This is a genomic window from Streptomyces sp. NPDC054866 (genome assembly GCF_053610745.1).
On sequence record NZ_JBSGZA010000006.1, the window covers coordinates 542012 to 555448 of the forward strand.

Consider the following 13437-nt stretch of genomic DNA (forward strand, 5'->3'; position numbering starts at 1 on the left):
AGTACCTCAGGAATGCGGGAGTTGAGCAACCTCAGAGGTCGCGCAGCGCGTCCCGCTGTCCGCCTCCCGACTCGGCGACGATCTCCTCCAGGGTCTGCGGCTCCCGCACGGTGGCGAAGGTGACCTCTTCGCCCGGGCCCCCGGAGAAGCCGTAAATGCCGGGCCGGGCCAGGCTGTTGTACGAGTAGTGGTGCGCGAAGTAATACGCGCCCGTGTCGAGCACCGCCGCATAGTCGCCCTGTTCGAGCAGCGGCAGCGGGCGGTTCTCGGCGAGCAGGTCGCCCGCGAAGCAGGCGGGGCCCGCGATGTCCTGGCCGACGGGCGGGCCGCTCTTGGGGCGGCCCTTCGCGTCGTACGCGGCGATCCGCAGCGGCCAGGTCGCGGGCGCGTACACCGTGCGCGCCGCCACCTGGACGCCCGCGTGCGTCACCGCGACGGGCCGTGAGCCGGCCGACTTGGCGTACTCGACGCGGGCCAGGATCGTGCCGTGCTTGGCGAGCAGCGAGCGGCCGAACTCGGTGACCAGGCCGTAGCGCCCGTCGAGCAGCCCCGGCACGCGGGACTTCAGGCGGCGCGCGTACTGCGCGTGCGTCGGGGTCTCCTCGTCCGAGCCGAAGTTGACGGGCAGGCCGCCGCCGATGTCGATGGTGTCGATCTGCTGCCGGCCGGCCCGTTCGTTGATCTCCTCGGCCAGTTCGTACGTCGCCGACACACCCCGCACCATCAGTTCCAGGGGCATTCCCTGTGACCCCGAGTGGGCGTGCAGCCGCGTCATCCACGGGCGGTCGAGATACGCCTGGACGATCCACTCGCGTGCGCCCTCGTCGTGCAGCGCGACGCCGAACTTGGAGGTCGCGGTCGCGGTGGAAAGGGCGCCGATGGAGCCGCCGCCGATCTGCGGGTTCACGCGCAGGCCGATGGGGGAGACGGTGGGCGCCGACCGCGTCATCGCGTCGATGCGGGCGAGTTCCTGCGGGTTGTCCGCGTTCACTGCGATGCCGAGTGCGAGGGCCTCGCGCAGCTCGGCGGGGGTCTTCGCGGGAGAGTCCAGGACGGTGTGCGTGGGCGGCACCCCGGCGGCCCGCGCCAGGGCCAGCTCGCCGGGGCTCGCCACCTCGGCGCCGATGCCCGCGTCGCGAAGCAGCCGCAGGACCGGGACCAGGGGCGACGCCTTCACCGCGAAGGCGTGCAGGACGGGCGTGCCGGGCGGTGTGACCGCCTCGAAGGCGGCGCGCAGGGCGGCGGCTGACGTGCGGATGCCGGTGACGTCAAGGAGGCCGACGAGGGGGGACGCGGGGTCGAGGAGGCCCTGTTCCACGGCGGCGCGGACGGCCTGGTCACGCCGTGCGGCCGGGTCAGTGGGTGCCTCTTGGCCCGCGTCGGATGCGTGTGCGGTCTCCATGCCCTGATCGCTCATGCGTTCCAGCCAATCATCCGCGACGCGGTATCGCTGCCCTCTCCATGTATTGACTAGCTCTATTCAACATCGCAGGATGTGAATAACAAGGTCACAGCAGCGCACCACGAGCAGACCACCAGCAGAGCTTTACGCGAGGAGGCATCGCCATGTCAGGACCCCGCCCCGTACGGGCACCGCGCGGTACGGAACTGAGCGCCCTGGGATGGCAGCAGGAAGCCGCCCTCCGCATGCTGCAGAACAACCTCGACCCCGAGGTCGCCGAGCACCCCGACAAGCTCGTCGTCTACGGCGGCACCGGCAAGGCCGCCCGCGACTGGCGCTCCTTCGACGCGATGGTGCGCACGCTCAAGACCCTCAAGCAGGACGAGACGATGCTCGTCCAGTCCGGCCGCCCCGTCGGCGTCATGCAGACCCACGAGTGGGCCCCGCGCGTCCTGATCGCCAACTCAAACCTCGTGGGCGACTGGGCGAACTGGGAGGAGTTCCGCCGCCTTGAGGCCCTCGGCCTCACGATGTACGGCCAGATGACGGCCGGCTCCTGGATCTACATCGGCACGCAGGGCATCCTCCAGGGCACGTACGAGACCTTCGCCGCCGTCGCCGCCAAGAAGTTCAACGGGACCCTCGCCGGCACGATCACCCTCACCGCCGGCCTCGGCGGCATGGGCGGCGCCCAGCCGCTCGCCGTCACCATGAACGACGGCGTCGCGATCTGTATCGACGTCGACCCGCGCGCCATCGAGCGCCGCATCGAGCACCGGTACCTGGACGTGAAGGCCGACTCGCTGGAGCACGCGCTCCAGCTCGCGGTCGAGGCGCGCGACCAGCGCAAGCCCCTCTCCATCGGCCTGCTCGGCAACGCCGCCGACCTGCTGCCGCGCATGCTCGCCGAGGGCGCCCCCATCGACATCGTCACCGACCAGACCTCGGCCCACGACCCGCTCGCGTACCTCCCGACCGGCGTCGACTTCGACGACATGGCGTCGTACGCGGCCAAGGACCCGGCGGGCTTCACCACCCGCGCGCGTGAGTCCATGGCCAAGCACGTCGAGGCGATGGTCGGCTTCATGGACGCGGGCGCGGAGGTCTTCGACTACGGGAACTCCATCCGTGGCGAGGCCCAACTCGCGGGCTACGACCGCGCGTTCGCATTCCCTGGCTTCGTCCCCGCCTACATCCGCCCCCTCTTCTGCGAGGGCAAGGGCCCGTTCCGCTGGGCGGCGCTCTCGGGTGAGGCCTCGGACATCCACAAGACGGACAAGGCGCTCCTCGACCTCTTCCCGGAGAACGAGTCCCTGCACCGCTGGATCAAGATGGCGGGGGAGCGGGTCCACTTCCAGGGCCTCCCGGCGCGCATCTGCTGGCTCGGTCAGGGCGAGCGCGACAAGGCCGGCGACATGTTCAACGACATGGTCGGCAACGGCACCCTCGCCGCCCCGCTCGCGATCGGCCGCGACCACCTCGACTGCGGCTCGGTGGCATCCCCGTACCGCGAGACGGAAGCCATGCTGGACGGCTCGGACGCGATCGCCGACTGGCCGCTCCTGAACGCCATGGTGAACGTCGCGTCGGGCGCCTCCTGGGTCTCCATCCACCACGGCGGCGGCGTCGGCATGGGCCGCTCCCTCCACGCGGGCCAGGTCTCGGTCGCCGACGGCACGGAGCTGGCGGGCGAGAAGATCCGCCGCGTCCTGACCAACGACCCCGGAATGGGCGTCATCCGGCACGTGGACGCGGGCTACGACATCGCGGAGTCGGTCGCCGACGCCAAGGGCGTACGGATCCCGATGCGCGAGGGTGGCGAGGCGTGAGCGATCAGGCCGCCCAGCCTGTGGGCAGTCGTGCCGCTGGGGCGGCACGGGTGGGCACAGGCGCACCCGCGGACGGGAACGCGCCCGCACAGCCCACCGGACAGGCCCCGTCCTTCCAGGAGATGTGGCGGGAGTTGCGCCCTATCGGGCGGAACGGCGACTCCGGCGGCTACCGCCGTTACGCCTGGACCGGCGCGGACACCGACTGCCGAGCCTGGTTCAAGGCCCAGGCGGAAAGCCGGGGCCTGACCTACGAACTGGACCGCAACGGCAACCAGTGGGCCTGGCTCGGCGACCCGTCCCGCGGTGACGCGGTCGTCACCGGCTCCCACCTGGACTCCGTCCCGGACGGCGGCGCCTTCGACGGCCCGCTCGGGGTCGTCTCCGCCTTCGCGGCGCTGGACGAACTCCGCTCCAGGCGCGTGCAGTTCACCAGGCCCCTCGCCATCACCAACTTCGGCGACGAAGAGGGCGCCCGCTTCGGCCTGGCCTGCGTGGGCTCACGCCTGACCGCGGGGAAGCTCACGCGCGAGAAGGCGTACGAGCTGACGGATGCGGACGGGATCACGCTGCCGCAGGCGATGGAGGCGGCGGGGTACGACCCTGCGGCCATCGGCCCCGACCCCGAACGCCTCGCCCGCGTCGGGGCGTTCGTGGAGCTCCACGTGGAGCAGGGCCGCGCCCTCGACCTCTCCGGCGACCCGGTGGGCATCGCGTCCGCCATCTGGCCGCACGGCCGCTGGCGCTTCGACTTCAGGGGCGAGGCCAACCACGCGGGCACGACCCGCCTGGTGGACCGCCGCGACCCGATGCTCACGTACGCGGAGACGGTCCTCGCCGCACGCAGGGAAGCCGAACTGGCGGGCGCGGTGGCCACGTTCGGCAAGATCTCGGTGGAGCCGAACGGCGTCAACGCGATCCCGTCCCTGGTGCGGGGCTGGCTGGACTCCCGTGCGGCCGACCAGTCCACCCTCGACACGGTCGTGACGGGCATCGAGAAGGCGGCCCGTGAGTACGCGGACCGGCACGGCATCGACCTCGACGTCGTACGTGAGTCCTTCACGCCGGTGGTCGAGTTCGAGCACGCCCTGCGGGACGAACTGGGCACGATCCTCAGCGGCGGCACGGGCAGGAGCGTCCCCGTCCTGGGAACGGGCGCCGGACACGACGCGGGTATTTTGTCCGAGTCGATCCCCACCGCCATGCTGTTCGTACGGAACCCCACGGGCATCTCGCACTCCCCGGCCGAGTTCGCCGCCGAGGACGACTGCGTGGCCGGGGTGACCGCACTGGCCGACGTACTGGAAGGGCTGGCGTGCAGGTGACGACGGAGACTTACTGGCTTGAGCATGCCTGGCTGGACACGAATGTCGAGCCGGGGGTCGCGGTCGATGTGACGGGCGACCGGATCACGGCCGTCCGCAAGGGCGTCGAAGCGCCGCCGCCCGGCGCGACGGTGCTGCGCGGCCTGACGCTCCCCGGCCTGGCGAACGCCCACTCGCACGCCTTCCACCGTGCCCTGCGCGGCACGGTCCAGGTCGGCTCCGGCACGTTCTGGACGTGGCGCGAGGTCATGTACTCGGTGGCGGACCGGCTGACGCCCGAGACGTACCACGCGCTGGCCCGCGCGGTGTACGCGGAGATGGCCCTCGCGGGCATCACCGCGGTCGGCGAGTTCCACTACTTGCACCACGCGCCGGGCGGTGTCGCTTATGCCGACCCGAACGCGATGGGCGAGGCGCTGATCGAGGCGGCGTCGGAAGCGGGCATCCGCATCACCCTCCTGGACACGGCGTACGTGGCGTCCGGGCTCCTGACGGAGTCACGGGGCGAGCCCCCGAACCGCCACCAGCTGCGCTTCTCCGACGGTACGACGGAGGCGTGGGCGGAGAGGGCGTCGGCCCTGAAGGACCGCGAGCACGCACGCGTGGGCGCGGCGATCCACTCCGTACGGGCGGTGCCCGCGCGGCAGTTGGGCGTGGTGGCGGAGTGGGCTTCAGCTCGTCGGGCACCGCTGCACGTACACCTCTCCGAGCAGACGGCGGAGAACGAGGCGTGCCAGGCGGTGCACGGACGCACGCCTACGCGCCTCTTGGCGGACCACGGGGTGCTGGGGCCCCGCACGACGGGCGTGCACAACACGCACCTCACGGACGAGGACATCGCCCTGCTCGGCCGTACTGGGACGGGCACGTGCATGTGCCCCACGACGGAGCGGGACCTGGCGGACGGCATCGGCCCGGCGGTACGCCTCCAGCAGGCGGGCAGCCCGCTGTCCCTGGGCAGCGACAGCCACGCGGTGATCGACATCCTCGAAGAGGCGCGGGCGATGGAACTGAACGAGCGCCTGCGCTCGCACACGCGGGGCCACTGGACGGCGGCGGCGCTGCTGCGGGCGGCTTCGGCGGACGGGCATGCGGCGCTGGGCTGGGCGGACGCGGGCGTGATCGAGGCGGGGGCGCTGGCCGACTTCGCCACCGTGGCCCTGGACTCGGTCCGCACGGCGGGCCCGCTGCCGCGCCTCGCGGCGGAGACGGCGGTGTTCGCGGCGACGTCGGCGGACGTGCGGCACACGGTGGTGGGGGGCCGCCACGTCGTACGGGACGGGGTCCATGCCTCGATCCCCGACGTCCCGTCAGCCCTGACGGAGGCGATCGCGGCGCTGCGAGATTGAGCCGGCGGTCCTGCACCGCCGCGGAGCTTCCCGCCCAACCACCGGATCACCCGGCAGCTTCGCCCGCCCCGAACGAGCCTCTCCCACCCACCCACCCGATCACCCGGCAGTCTCGCCCGCACCGAACGAGCTTTTCCCGCCCGCCCGCCCGATTGCCCCGCAGCTGAAAATTCCAGCCTGTCCGGCGTTTGAGGACGAGCTCGGCGGAGCCGGTGATGACGGTCACCAAGGCCCCCGCGCCAGAGCGGGTTTTCGGGAAGGGGCGGGGTTGGGGAAAAGGAACCCGTCAAAACCTCAGCCCACCACGGAGCCCTCATGCCCACCACCCTCATCACCAACATCGCCAGCCTCGTCACGAACGACCCCTCCCAGGGGGACGGAACCCCCCTCGGCCTCCTCACGAACGCCGCCGTCGTCCTGGACGGCGAGACCGGGACCATCGCCTGGGTAGGCCCCGCCGCCAAGGCCCCCGCAGCGGACGAGACCCACGACGCACAGGGCCGCGCGGCCATCCCCGGCTTCGTCGACTCCCACTCCCACCTTGTCTTCGCAGGCGACCGCACCCAGGAGTTCAACGCCCGCATGTCGGGCCGCGCCTACTCCGCCGGCGGCATCCGCACCACGGTCGCCGCAACCCGAGCCGCCACCGACACGACGCTCGAAGCGAACCTCACGCACTACCTCCGCGAGGCCCTCCGCCAGGGCACCACCACCTTCGAGACGAAGTCGGGCTACGGCCTCAACACCGAGGACGAGGCCCGCGCACTGAAGATCGCGGCCCGCCACACGGACGAAGTCACGTTCATGGGCGCCCACATCGTCTCCCCCGACTACGCCGAGGACCCGGCGGCCTACGTCGACCTGGTCACGGGCCCCATGCTGGAGGCCTGCGCCCCCCACGCCCGCTGGATCGACGTCTTCTGCGAGAAGGGCGCCTTCGACGGCGACCAGGCCCGCGCGATCCTCACGGCGGGCAAGGCACGCGGCCTCCACCCCCGCATCCACGCGAACCAGCTCTCGTACGGCCCCGGCGTACAGCTCGCCGTGGAACTGGACGCGGCATCGGCGGACCACTGCACGCACCTCACGGACGCGGACGTGGACGCCCTCGCGAACAGCAACACGGTGGCCACCCTCCTCCCCGGCGCCGAGTTCTCCACCCGAGCCGAGTGGCCCGACGCCCGCCGCATCCTCGACGCGGGCGCAACCGTCGCCCTTTCCACGGACTGCAACCCGGGCAGCTCTTTCACTTCCTCCGTCCCCTTCTGCATCGCCCTCGCCGTACGGGACATGGGCATGACCCCGGACGAGGCCATCTGGTCGGCAACGGCGGGCGGCGCGGCGGCCCTGCGCCGCACGGACGTCGGTTTCGTACGCGAAGGGGCCCGCGCCGACCTGGCCCTGCTCGACGCCCCGAGCCATGTCCACCTGGCGTACCGGCCGGGGGTTCCGCTGGTCAGCGAGGTGTGGCAGCGGGGCGTCCGGCTCTGAAAGGAGGCGCTACTGGGGAACTACTGCGGCACTACTGGGGGACGTCCAGGACCGCCTTGCCCGCGACCTCGCGGGCGAGCAGCGCGGCCAGGGCGTCCTCGGTGCGGCCCCAGTCCCCGCGCCACCCGATCTGCGGGTCGAGTTCGCCGCGCGCGACGAGCGAGGCGAGCCATTCGAGGTCGGCGGCGAGGCCGTCCGCGTCGTCCATCAGGAAGAACGTGGTGAGCGAGCGGTCGTGGCGACCGCCGTCCCCGAAGAGTGCGCCGAACGGGAAGTTCTCCCCGGCACCTGAGCTGTGCCCCATGGCGACCAGCGTCCCGCGGGGAGCCAACGCGCCGTAGGCGTCGACGAGTTGGGGACCGCCCACCACATCGATCACACCGTGCACCGGAGCCGCGAGCTTCAGTTCATCGCTCGGCACGATCTCGTGGGCGCCCAGGCGGGTGAGTGCCTCGGCGTTGGCCGGGTCGCTGGTCGCCGCCACGACGTGCGCGCCCCCACGCGCCGCGAGCTGCACCGCGAACCGGCCGACGCCACCGCTCGCCCCCGTCACGAGCACCCGGCGCCCCAGAATCGGCCCCAGCCTCCGCAGTCCCCGCAGAGCCGACCCGGCGGCAACCGGCAGCGCCCCGGCCGCGCCGAGGTCGGCGCCCGCGGGTACCCGCCCCATCAACTGCGTATCGACGGCCCGCAGTTCGGCCCACGCGCCCTCGGGCCCGAGCGTGACGACAGACGTTCCGGCGGTGGGCCCCGACCCGTCAGCGGCGGCCCGCACGACGACCCCGGCGGCATCCCATCCCGGAACGGCCCCGTCCGGGGCGCTCGGGACGACGTGGGCGGCTTCCCCGTGGTTGACGGAGAACGAGTGGACGCGGACAAGCGCCTGGTGAGGCGCGGGCTCCGGGTCGGGGACCTCGCGCAGGGAGAGGTGGCCGGGAGCGGAGTGATCGATCGTGAGTGCTCGCATGCAGCGCATAATGCCACTGAGTGGCAAAAGCCATCAAGGGGCAAAGGCGTCCAGGGGGCGACGCGTCTAGGATGGCGTTCATGGCCACGGAGACGACCAAGGGCGATGGCAGCCTGAGCGAACTGCCCCTTCGGGAGCGCAAGAAGCTGCGTACGCGGCGTGCGCTCGTCGAGACGGCGCTCGAACTCTTCACGGAGAAGGGCTTCGCCGCGGCCACACTCGACGAGCTGGTGGAGGCCGTCGAGGTCTCCAAGCGCACTTTCTTCCGTACGTTCGCCTCGAAGGAGGACGTCGCGCTCGCCCCGGAGCGGGAGCTCTGGCGGGCCTACGTCGACGACATCAAGGAGCGTCCGTTCACCGATCAGCCCCTGCTCGCCGTCTTCGAGCGTTCGCTGTACGCGGCCGTGGCGGGCATGGAGGAGGACTGGGAGCGGCGCTTCCTGTCGAGCCGCGCCTTGGCCGACGCGACGCCCGCGCTGAACGCGCACAGCCTGCGCCACTGCGCGGAGGTGACCGAGGAGGTGGTCACCCTGACAGTCGCCGGCCTCGGCACGGGCCCGGCCCCGGATCCGCTACGGGTGCGGCTCCTCCTGGAGCTGATGCTCTCGGCGTGGCGCGCCGCGCTGACGGAGTGGTCCACCCCCGGCGGAAGCCAGGACCGAACGGCCCTGGTGGCCCACATGGACGCGACGTTCACCGTAATCCCGGAGGTCCTGAAGCTGGCCGTTGCAGGAAAGTCCCGCTGATGCGCCGTGCGCCGTGGTGCGGGCCGGGACTTTCCTGCAACGGGTAATCACTGCGCCCCCCTTAGAGGGCCAATTCGCCCTTCGCCAGGGCGGTGACGAAGGGGACCCAAGCGGTAGCGGGGAGCGTGAGGGTCGGACCGTCCGTGACCTTGGAGTCCCGGACGGGCACGATGCCAGGGAAGCCGTCGGCGACTTCGACGCACTCGCCGCCCGAGCCGTTGCTGTAGCTGCTCTTGCGCCAATGCGCCGAGCTCAAGTCAATCTGGCTGCTTGCCATTTCGGTAGTCCTCTGCCGCTGCCTCGATCATGGCCAGGGACGCCTCGGGTGACAGTGCGGCGGCCCTGAGCAGATCGTACGACTTGCGGTAGTCCTTCACGAGGCTTGGATAGTCGATGAGTTGGCCGCTGTGGAGGCCCTCCGTGTACACCACGGGGGGAGCATCCGGGAAGGTCATGGTCCTGGTCATGCCCATCATGAAGGGGTGGGCCGTCGACGTTCCCGGAAGGATTTGCAGAACGCCCTGCGCGGACTGGATCACCGTGAGGATGTGCTCCAGCAGGTTCGACATCTGCCCCGGCGGCAGAAGCGGCCTGCGGATCAAGGACTCATGCAGAATCGCCCAGAAGGCCGGAGGCTCTTCCCGCTCCCATAGCGACGCGCGCTCCATACGCGCGGTGACCTGCTTCTCTACGGTGCCCGGCCGCAGCCAGGGCAGGCTGATCCGCACCACTCTCTCTGCGTACGCCCGTGTCTGCAGCAGCCCAGGGACAATCATCGGAGCCCAGTCCTCGATGGACTCCGCATACCGCTCCATCTCCGCGACATCCGCGAAGTACTCGGCGTGACCGCCCTGGCGGGCCTTGCGCGCATCTTCACAACGGCGTTGGAAAAAGCCGTCCGTCCGGAGTTTCTCGTCGACGTGCTGGGCCAGATCGCGCGGCATGCGCCGCTCGCCGCGCTCGATCTGGCTGAGGAAGGAGATGCCCCGATAGCTGCCGTCGGCCAGCTGTTCGAGGGTGAGGCCCGCGGCCTCTCTTTTGAAGCGCAACTCGGCGCCATAGAAGGCTGGAACATTCGCCGACGCGTCGGGATCCTTACGAGGAGGCACAACTCACCACCGCCATTTGCCGGTTGCCCTGCGCAACCCAAACCCCTGTCACGCTACGCCGCTCCGACGCCACTGTGTGAGCACATCGTCACAGAGCGCACGGAAGGCGTACCCCCCATGAGAGACCCCGCCCCGGACTTCGAACTCGCCCTGCTCGCCGTCCCCAAGGCGGTGCCCGAACTCCGTCACACCCTCAGCAGGCACCCCTACGGCCCCCACCCCGACGTACAGCTCTGCGTCAGCGAACTGCTCAGCAACGTGATCCGGCACCTCGGCGAGGGAACCCCCGTAACCGTCCGCCTCACCGGAGCCCCCGGCCGGATCCGGGTGGCGGTCACCGACCCCGACCCGTGCGCCTGGCCCCTGCTCAGGCAGGCGGGCAGCGACGACGAGACGGGCCGCGGCCTGGCCCTGCTCGACGCGGTCTCGCTGCGCTGGGGCGTGGAGCAGGGGCCGGACAGCAAGACCGTCTGGTGCGAGTTGGGGGAGGGATAGGTGCTGCGCCGTCTCCTGCGACGTCAGCGGCGTCCCGTGCCACTGCCTGCGACCCTGGCTCCATGAAGACCATCGGCCTCATCGGCGGCATGAGCTGGGAGTCCAGCGCCGAGTACTACCGGCTGCTCAACGAACTCGTACGGGAGCGTCTCGGCGGGCTGCACTCCGCCCGTTGCGTGCTGTACTCCGTCGACTTCGCCGAGATCGAGGAGTTGCAGGTCGCGGGGGAGTGGGAGCAGGCGGGCGAGGTGCTCGCCCGTGCCGCCAAGGGGGTCGAGGCGGCCGGTGCCGGCCTCGTGCTGATCTGCACCAACACCATGCACAAGGTCGCTGAACAGGTCCAGGAGGCCCTCTCCGTGCCGCTCCTGCATCTCGCGGACGCGACCGCCGACGCGGTGCTGCGGGGCGGCGTACGGCGCGTGGGGCTGCTCGGGACCGCGTTCACCATGGAGCAGGACTTCTACCGGGAGCGGCTCGCGGCGCGCGGGCTCGATGTCCTGATCCCGGACGCGGAGGGGCGCGCGCTCGTGCACCGGGTGATCTACGAGGAGTTGTGCCTCGGGGTGGTGCGTGAGGAGTCTCGCGCTGGGTACCAGAGGGTCATCGGCGATCTCGTACGGGAAGGAGCCGAGGGAGTGATTCTCGGCTGCACCGAGATCGAGCTGCTCGTCGGGCAGGAGCACAGCCCGGTGCCGGTCTTCCCGACGACGAGGCTGCACGCGGAGGCGGCGGTGGCGGCGGCACTGAGCGCACCTTGAGACCAGAAGGCGCACCTTGAGACCAGAACAAGAGCAACCCACCCGCCTACCCCAAGACGCGGGGTAAACGGGTGGGTGGGTGGGAGTCGTCCGTCGCGAAGCGGCGGTCCAGGAACCGGCACGAACGCCGAGCGGCGAGCCCCCTCACTCCTCGACGGTCAATCCCTTGCGGAGCTTGACGAGAGTGCGCGACAGCAGTCGCGAGACGTGCATCTGCGAGATGCCCAGCTCCTCGCCTATCTCCGACTGCGTCATGTTGGCGACGAAGCGGAGCGAGAGGATCTTCCGGTCGCGCGGCGGCAGTTCGGCGATCAGCGGCTTCAACGACTCGACGTACTCGATGCCTTCGAGTCCGTGGTCCTCGTAACCGATCCGGTCGGCCAGCGCGCCCTCGGAGTCGTCCTCCTCGGGCTGGGCGTCCAGCGAGCTCGCCGTGTAGGCGTTGGACGCCGCCATGCCTTCGACGACCTCGTCGTTGGAGATGCCCAGGCGCTCGGCGAGCTCGCCCACCGTGGGGGCGCGATCGAATTGCTGGGCGAGTTCGTCGCCCGCCTTGGCGAGGTCCAGTCGGAGTTCCTGAAGGCGGCGCGGGACGCGCACCGACCAACTCGTGTCGCGGAAGAAGCGCTTGATCTCGCCGACGATGGTCGGCATCGCGAAGGTGGGGAACTCGACGCCTCGGCTGAGCTCGAAGCGGTCGATCGCCTTGATCAGGCCGATGGTGCCGACCTGGATGATGTCCTCCATGGGCTCGCTGCGGGAGCGGAACCGGGAGGCGGCGAACTTGACCAGGGCGAGGTTGAGTTCGACGAGGGTGTTGCGGACGTACGCGTACTCGTGCGTGCCTTCCTCGAGCGACTCGAGGCGTTCGAAGAGGGTCTTGGACAGGGCCCTCGCATCCAGCGGGCCCACCTCGTCGAACGGCGGGATCTCGGGCAGATCGGAGAGCCCTTCGAGGGCTTCCGTCTCCGTCACGGCCTCCGTCACGGCCTCCGCCACGGCCGTCAGGGCCGGAAGTCCTTCGGGCGCGGATTCCGTGCGGGGACCCGGGATCTCGGTCTCGATACGGTGAGGTGAGAGTGTCGACGTCGCTCGGTCAGTGCGCGATTCGTCGAGCCGGGGTGACATGGTGTCCTCCATCGTTCTCGGCATATGGCTGCCGATGCCAATACGTGCACTGCGGTGTGCGGCGCCTCCAAAGCCGTCCGTGTTGATTACTGTCTCTTCTACCCCTACCCGTTTCCACAGGCCGGTCGCAAGTGCGTTGTGTGGCTAAATGTCCGAATTCGGGGGGATGTTCGGGTACCCGAGGGCGTGTGGAAGGCGTAATGTTCAGGGGCGTCATCAACAGCCACGACGGTCGGAAGTGAGTGACGGAATGGACCGCGGGACAGTCGGTAGCGCGCATCGGGGCCGACTTCTGGTCGAAGTCCGGGCCGAGGGCCCGAGCGTCGTCGTGACTCCGGCGGGTGAGTTGGATCACCACACCGCCGATTTGTTGCGTGAGCCACTTGAGGCCTGCCTCGACGACGGCTTCTCGCGACTGGTCGTCGACTGTTCGCGACTGGAGTTCATGGACTCCACCGGACTCAATGTCCTACTGGGGGCCCGGCTCAAGGCCGAGGCCGCGGGAGGTGGGGTGCATCTGGCAGGGATGCTGCCGGTGGTGGCCCGGGTCTTCGAGATCACCGGAGCCGACGCGGTCTTCACTGTTCACGACACGCTCGCGGCGGCGCTGGCCGACTGACCGGGCGGCCCGCTGACGGAGCGTACTCAAGAGTTACGCGTCAGTTGTCTCTGTGTGATCATCGCGTTACCAGCGTCACACGGGTCGCGTCGAATAAGTGGGTGTTCTCACGGTTCGGCCGGGCAGGAGACACCCTGGATCCGTCGACAGCGGTCCGTGAATCAAACGTTGCCAAATCAACAGCAGGAACGGCCGAGCAGCCGATGATCCCTCTTGGAG

Annotated in this window: 13 protein-coding genes; 8 read left to right on the forward strand and 5 right to left on the reverse strand. The window is 70.3% G+C overall.

The window, feature by feature from the left end:
* Positions 1-31 precede the first annotated feature (31 nt).
* Positions 32-1417 (reverse strand): diaminopimelate decarboxylase, encoded by a 1386-nt coding sequence (locus tag ACWGI2_RS30550; protein ID WP_453698809.1) that lies wholly within the window; start codon positions 1415-1417, stop codon positions 32-34.
* Positions 1418-1566: 149 nt separating this feature from the next.
* Between ACWGI2_RS30550 and hutU the strand changes: the two genes are divergently transcribed.
* From hutU to hutI, 4 genes are all read left to right on the forward strand, one after another.
* On the forward strand, positions 1567-3231 hold the full coding sequence (gene hutU / locus ACWGI2_RS30555) for a urocanate hydratase (RefSeq protein ID WP_453698810.1): 1665 nt from the start codon (positions 1567-1569) through the stop codon (positions 3229-3231).
* 122 nt (positions 3232-3353) lie between these two features.
* The gene (locus tag ACWGI2_RS30560; protein ID WP_453698906.1) at positions 3354-4556 is read left to right on the forward strand and encodes an allantoate amidohydrolase; all 1203 of its coding nucleotides are present in this window, start codon (positions 3354-3356) and stop codon (positions 4554-4556) included.
* Complete coding sequence (locus tag ACWGI2_RS30565; protein ID WP_453698811.1) at positions 4553-5905, forward strand: formimidoylglutamate deiminase; 1353 nt, start codon at positions 4553-4555, stop codon at positions 5903-5905. Before ACWGI2_RS30560 ends, ACWGI2_RS30565 begins: the two co-directional genes overlap by 4 nt.
* Before the next feature lie 315 nt (positions 5906-6220).
* Complete coding sequence (gene hutI / locus ACWGI2_RS30570; protein ID WP_453400235.1) at positions 6221-7396, forward strand: imidazolonepropionase; 1176 nt, start codon at positions 6221-6223, stop codon at positions 7394-7396.
* 31 nt (positions 7397-7427) lie between these two features.
* On the opposite strand, the gene ACWGI2_RS30575 is transcribed toward hutI, so the two are convergent.
* The gene (locus ACWGI2_RS30575) at positions 7428-8363 is read right to left on the reverse strand and encodes a zinc-binding dehydrogenase (RefSeq protein ID WP_453698813.1); all 936 of its coding nucleotides are present in this window, start codon (positions 8361-8363) and stop codon (positions 7428-7430) included.
* An 80-nt stretch (positions 8364-8443) separates the two neighbouring features.
* Here ACWGI2_RS30575 and ACWGI2_RS30580 point away from each other — a divergent pair, with 80 nt between their 5' ends.
* The gene (locus ACWGI2_RS30580) at positions 8444-9109 is read left to right on the forward strand and encodes a TetR/AcrR family transcriptional regulator (protein ID WP_453698814.1); all 666 of its coding nucleotides are present in this window, start codon (positions 8444-8446) and stop codon (positions 9107-9109) included.
* A 61-nt stretch (positions 9110-9170) separates the two neighbouring features.
* On the opposite strand, the gene ACWGI2_RS30585 is transcribed toward ACWGI2_RS30580, so the two are convergent.
* Both ACWGI2_RS30585 and ACWGI2_RS30590 read right to left on the reverse strand, forming a co-directional pair.
* Complete coding sequence (locus ACWGI2_RS30585) at positions 9171-9365, reverse strand: DUF397 domain-containing protein (RefSeq protein ID WP_453698816.1); 195 nt, start codon at positions 9363-9365, stop codon at positions 9171-9173.
* Between the two features lies 1 nt (position 9366).
* The gene (locus ACWGI2_RS30590) at positions 9367-10218 is read right to left on the reverse strand and encodes a helix-turn-helix domain-containing protein (RefSeq protein ID WP_453698818.1); all 852 of its coding nucleotides are present in this window, start codon (positions 10216-10218) and stop codon (positions 9367-9369) included.
* Between the two features lie 117 nt (positions 10219-10335).
* Between ACWGI2_RS30590 and ACWGI2_RS30595 the strand changes: the two genes are divergently transcribed.
* Positions 10336-10713 (forward strand): ATP-binding protein, encoded by a 378-nt coding sequence (locus ACWGI2_RS30595; RefSeq protein ID WP_453698820.1) that lies wholly within the window; start codon positions 10336-10338, stop codon positions 10711-10713.
* A gap of 62 nt (positions 10714-10775) precedes the next feature.
* On the forward strand, positions 10776-11471 hold the full coding sequence (locus ACWGI2_RS30600; protein WP_453698822.1) for an aspartate/glutamate racemase family protein: 696 nt from the start codon (positions 10776-10778) through the stop codon (positions 11469-11471).
* Between the two features lie 144 nt (positions 11472-11615).
* On the opposite strand, the gene ACWGI2_RS30605 is transcribed toward ACWGI2_RS30600, so the two are convergent.
* Entirely contained in the window at positions 11616-12611 is a 996-nt protein-coding gene (locus tag ACWGI2_RS30605; protein WP_453698823.1) for an RNA polymerase sigma factor SigF, read from the reverse strand.
* 238 nt (positions 12612-12849) lie between these two features.
* Here ACWGI2_RS30605 and ACWGI2_RS30610 point away from each other — a divergent pair, with 238 nt between their 5' ends.
* Entirely contained in the window at positions 12850-13218 is a 369-nt protein-coding gene (locus ACWGI2_RS30610) for an STAS domain-containing protein (RefSeq protein WP_453400243.1), read from the forward strand.
* Positions 13219-13437: the final 219 nt, after the last annotated feature.

Coding starts and splice junctions, on each gene's coding strand:
- ACWGI2_RS30550 (WP_453698809.1), bottom strand. CDS start 1,417: ATGAGCGATCAGGGCATGGAGACCGCACACGCATCCGACGCGGGCCAA.
- ACWGI2_RS30610 (WP_453400243.1), top strand. CDS start 12,850: ATGGACCGCGGGACAGTCGGTAGCGCGCATCGGGGCCGACTTCTGGTC.
- ACWGI2_RS30600 (WP_453698822.1), top strand. CDS start 10,776: ATGAAGACCATCGGCCTCATCGGCGGCATGAGCTGGGAGTCCAGCGCC.
- ACWGI2_RS30580 (WP_453698814.1), top strand. CDS start 8,444: ATGGCCACGGAGACGACCAAGGGCGATGGCAGCCTGAGCGAACTGCCC.
- hutI (WP_453400235.1), top strand. CDS start 6,221: ATGCCCACCACCCTCATCACCAACATCGCCAGCCTCGTCACGAACGAC.
- hutU (WP_453698810.1), top strand. CDS start 1,567: ATGTCAGGACCCCGCCCCGTACGGGCACCGCGCGGTACGGAACTGAGC.
- ACWGI2_RS30595 (WP_453698820.1), top strand. CDS start 10,336: ATGAGAGACCCCGCCCCGGACTTCGAACTCGCCCTGCTCGCCGTCCCC.
- ACWGI2_RS30575 (WP_453698813.1), bottom strand. CDS start 8,363: ATGCGAGCACTCACGATCGATCACTCCGCTCCCGGCCACCTCTCCCTG.
- ACWGI2_RS30605 (WP_453698823.1), bottom strand. CDS start 12,611: ATGGAGGACACCATGTCACCCCGGCTCGACGAATCGCGCACTGACCGA.
- ACWGI2_RS30560 (WP_453698906.1), top strand. CDS start 3,354: ATGTGGCGGGAGTTGCGCCCTATCGGGCGGAACGGCGACTCCGGCGGC.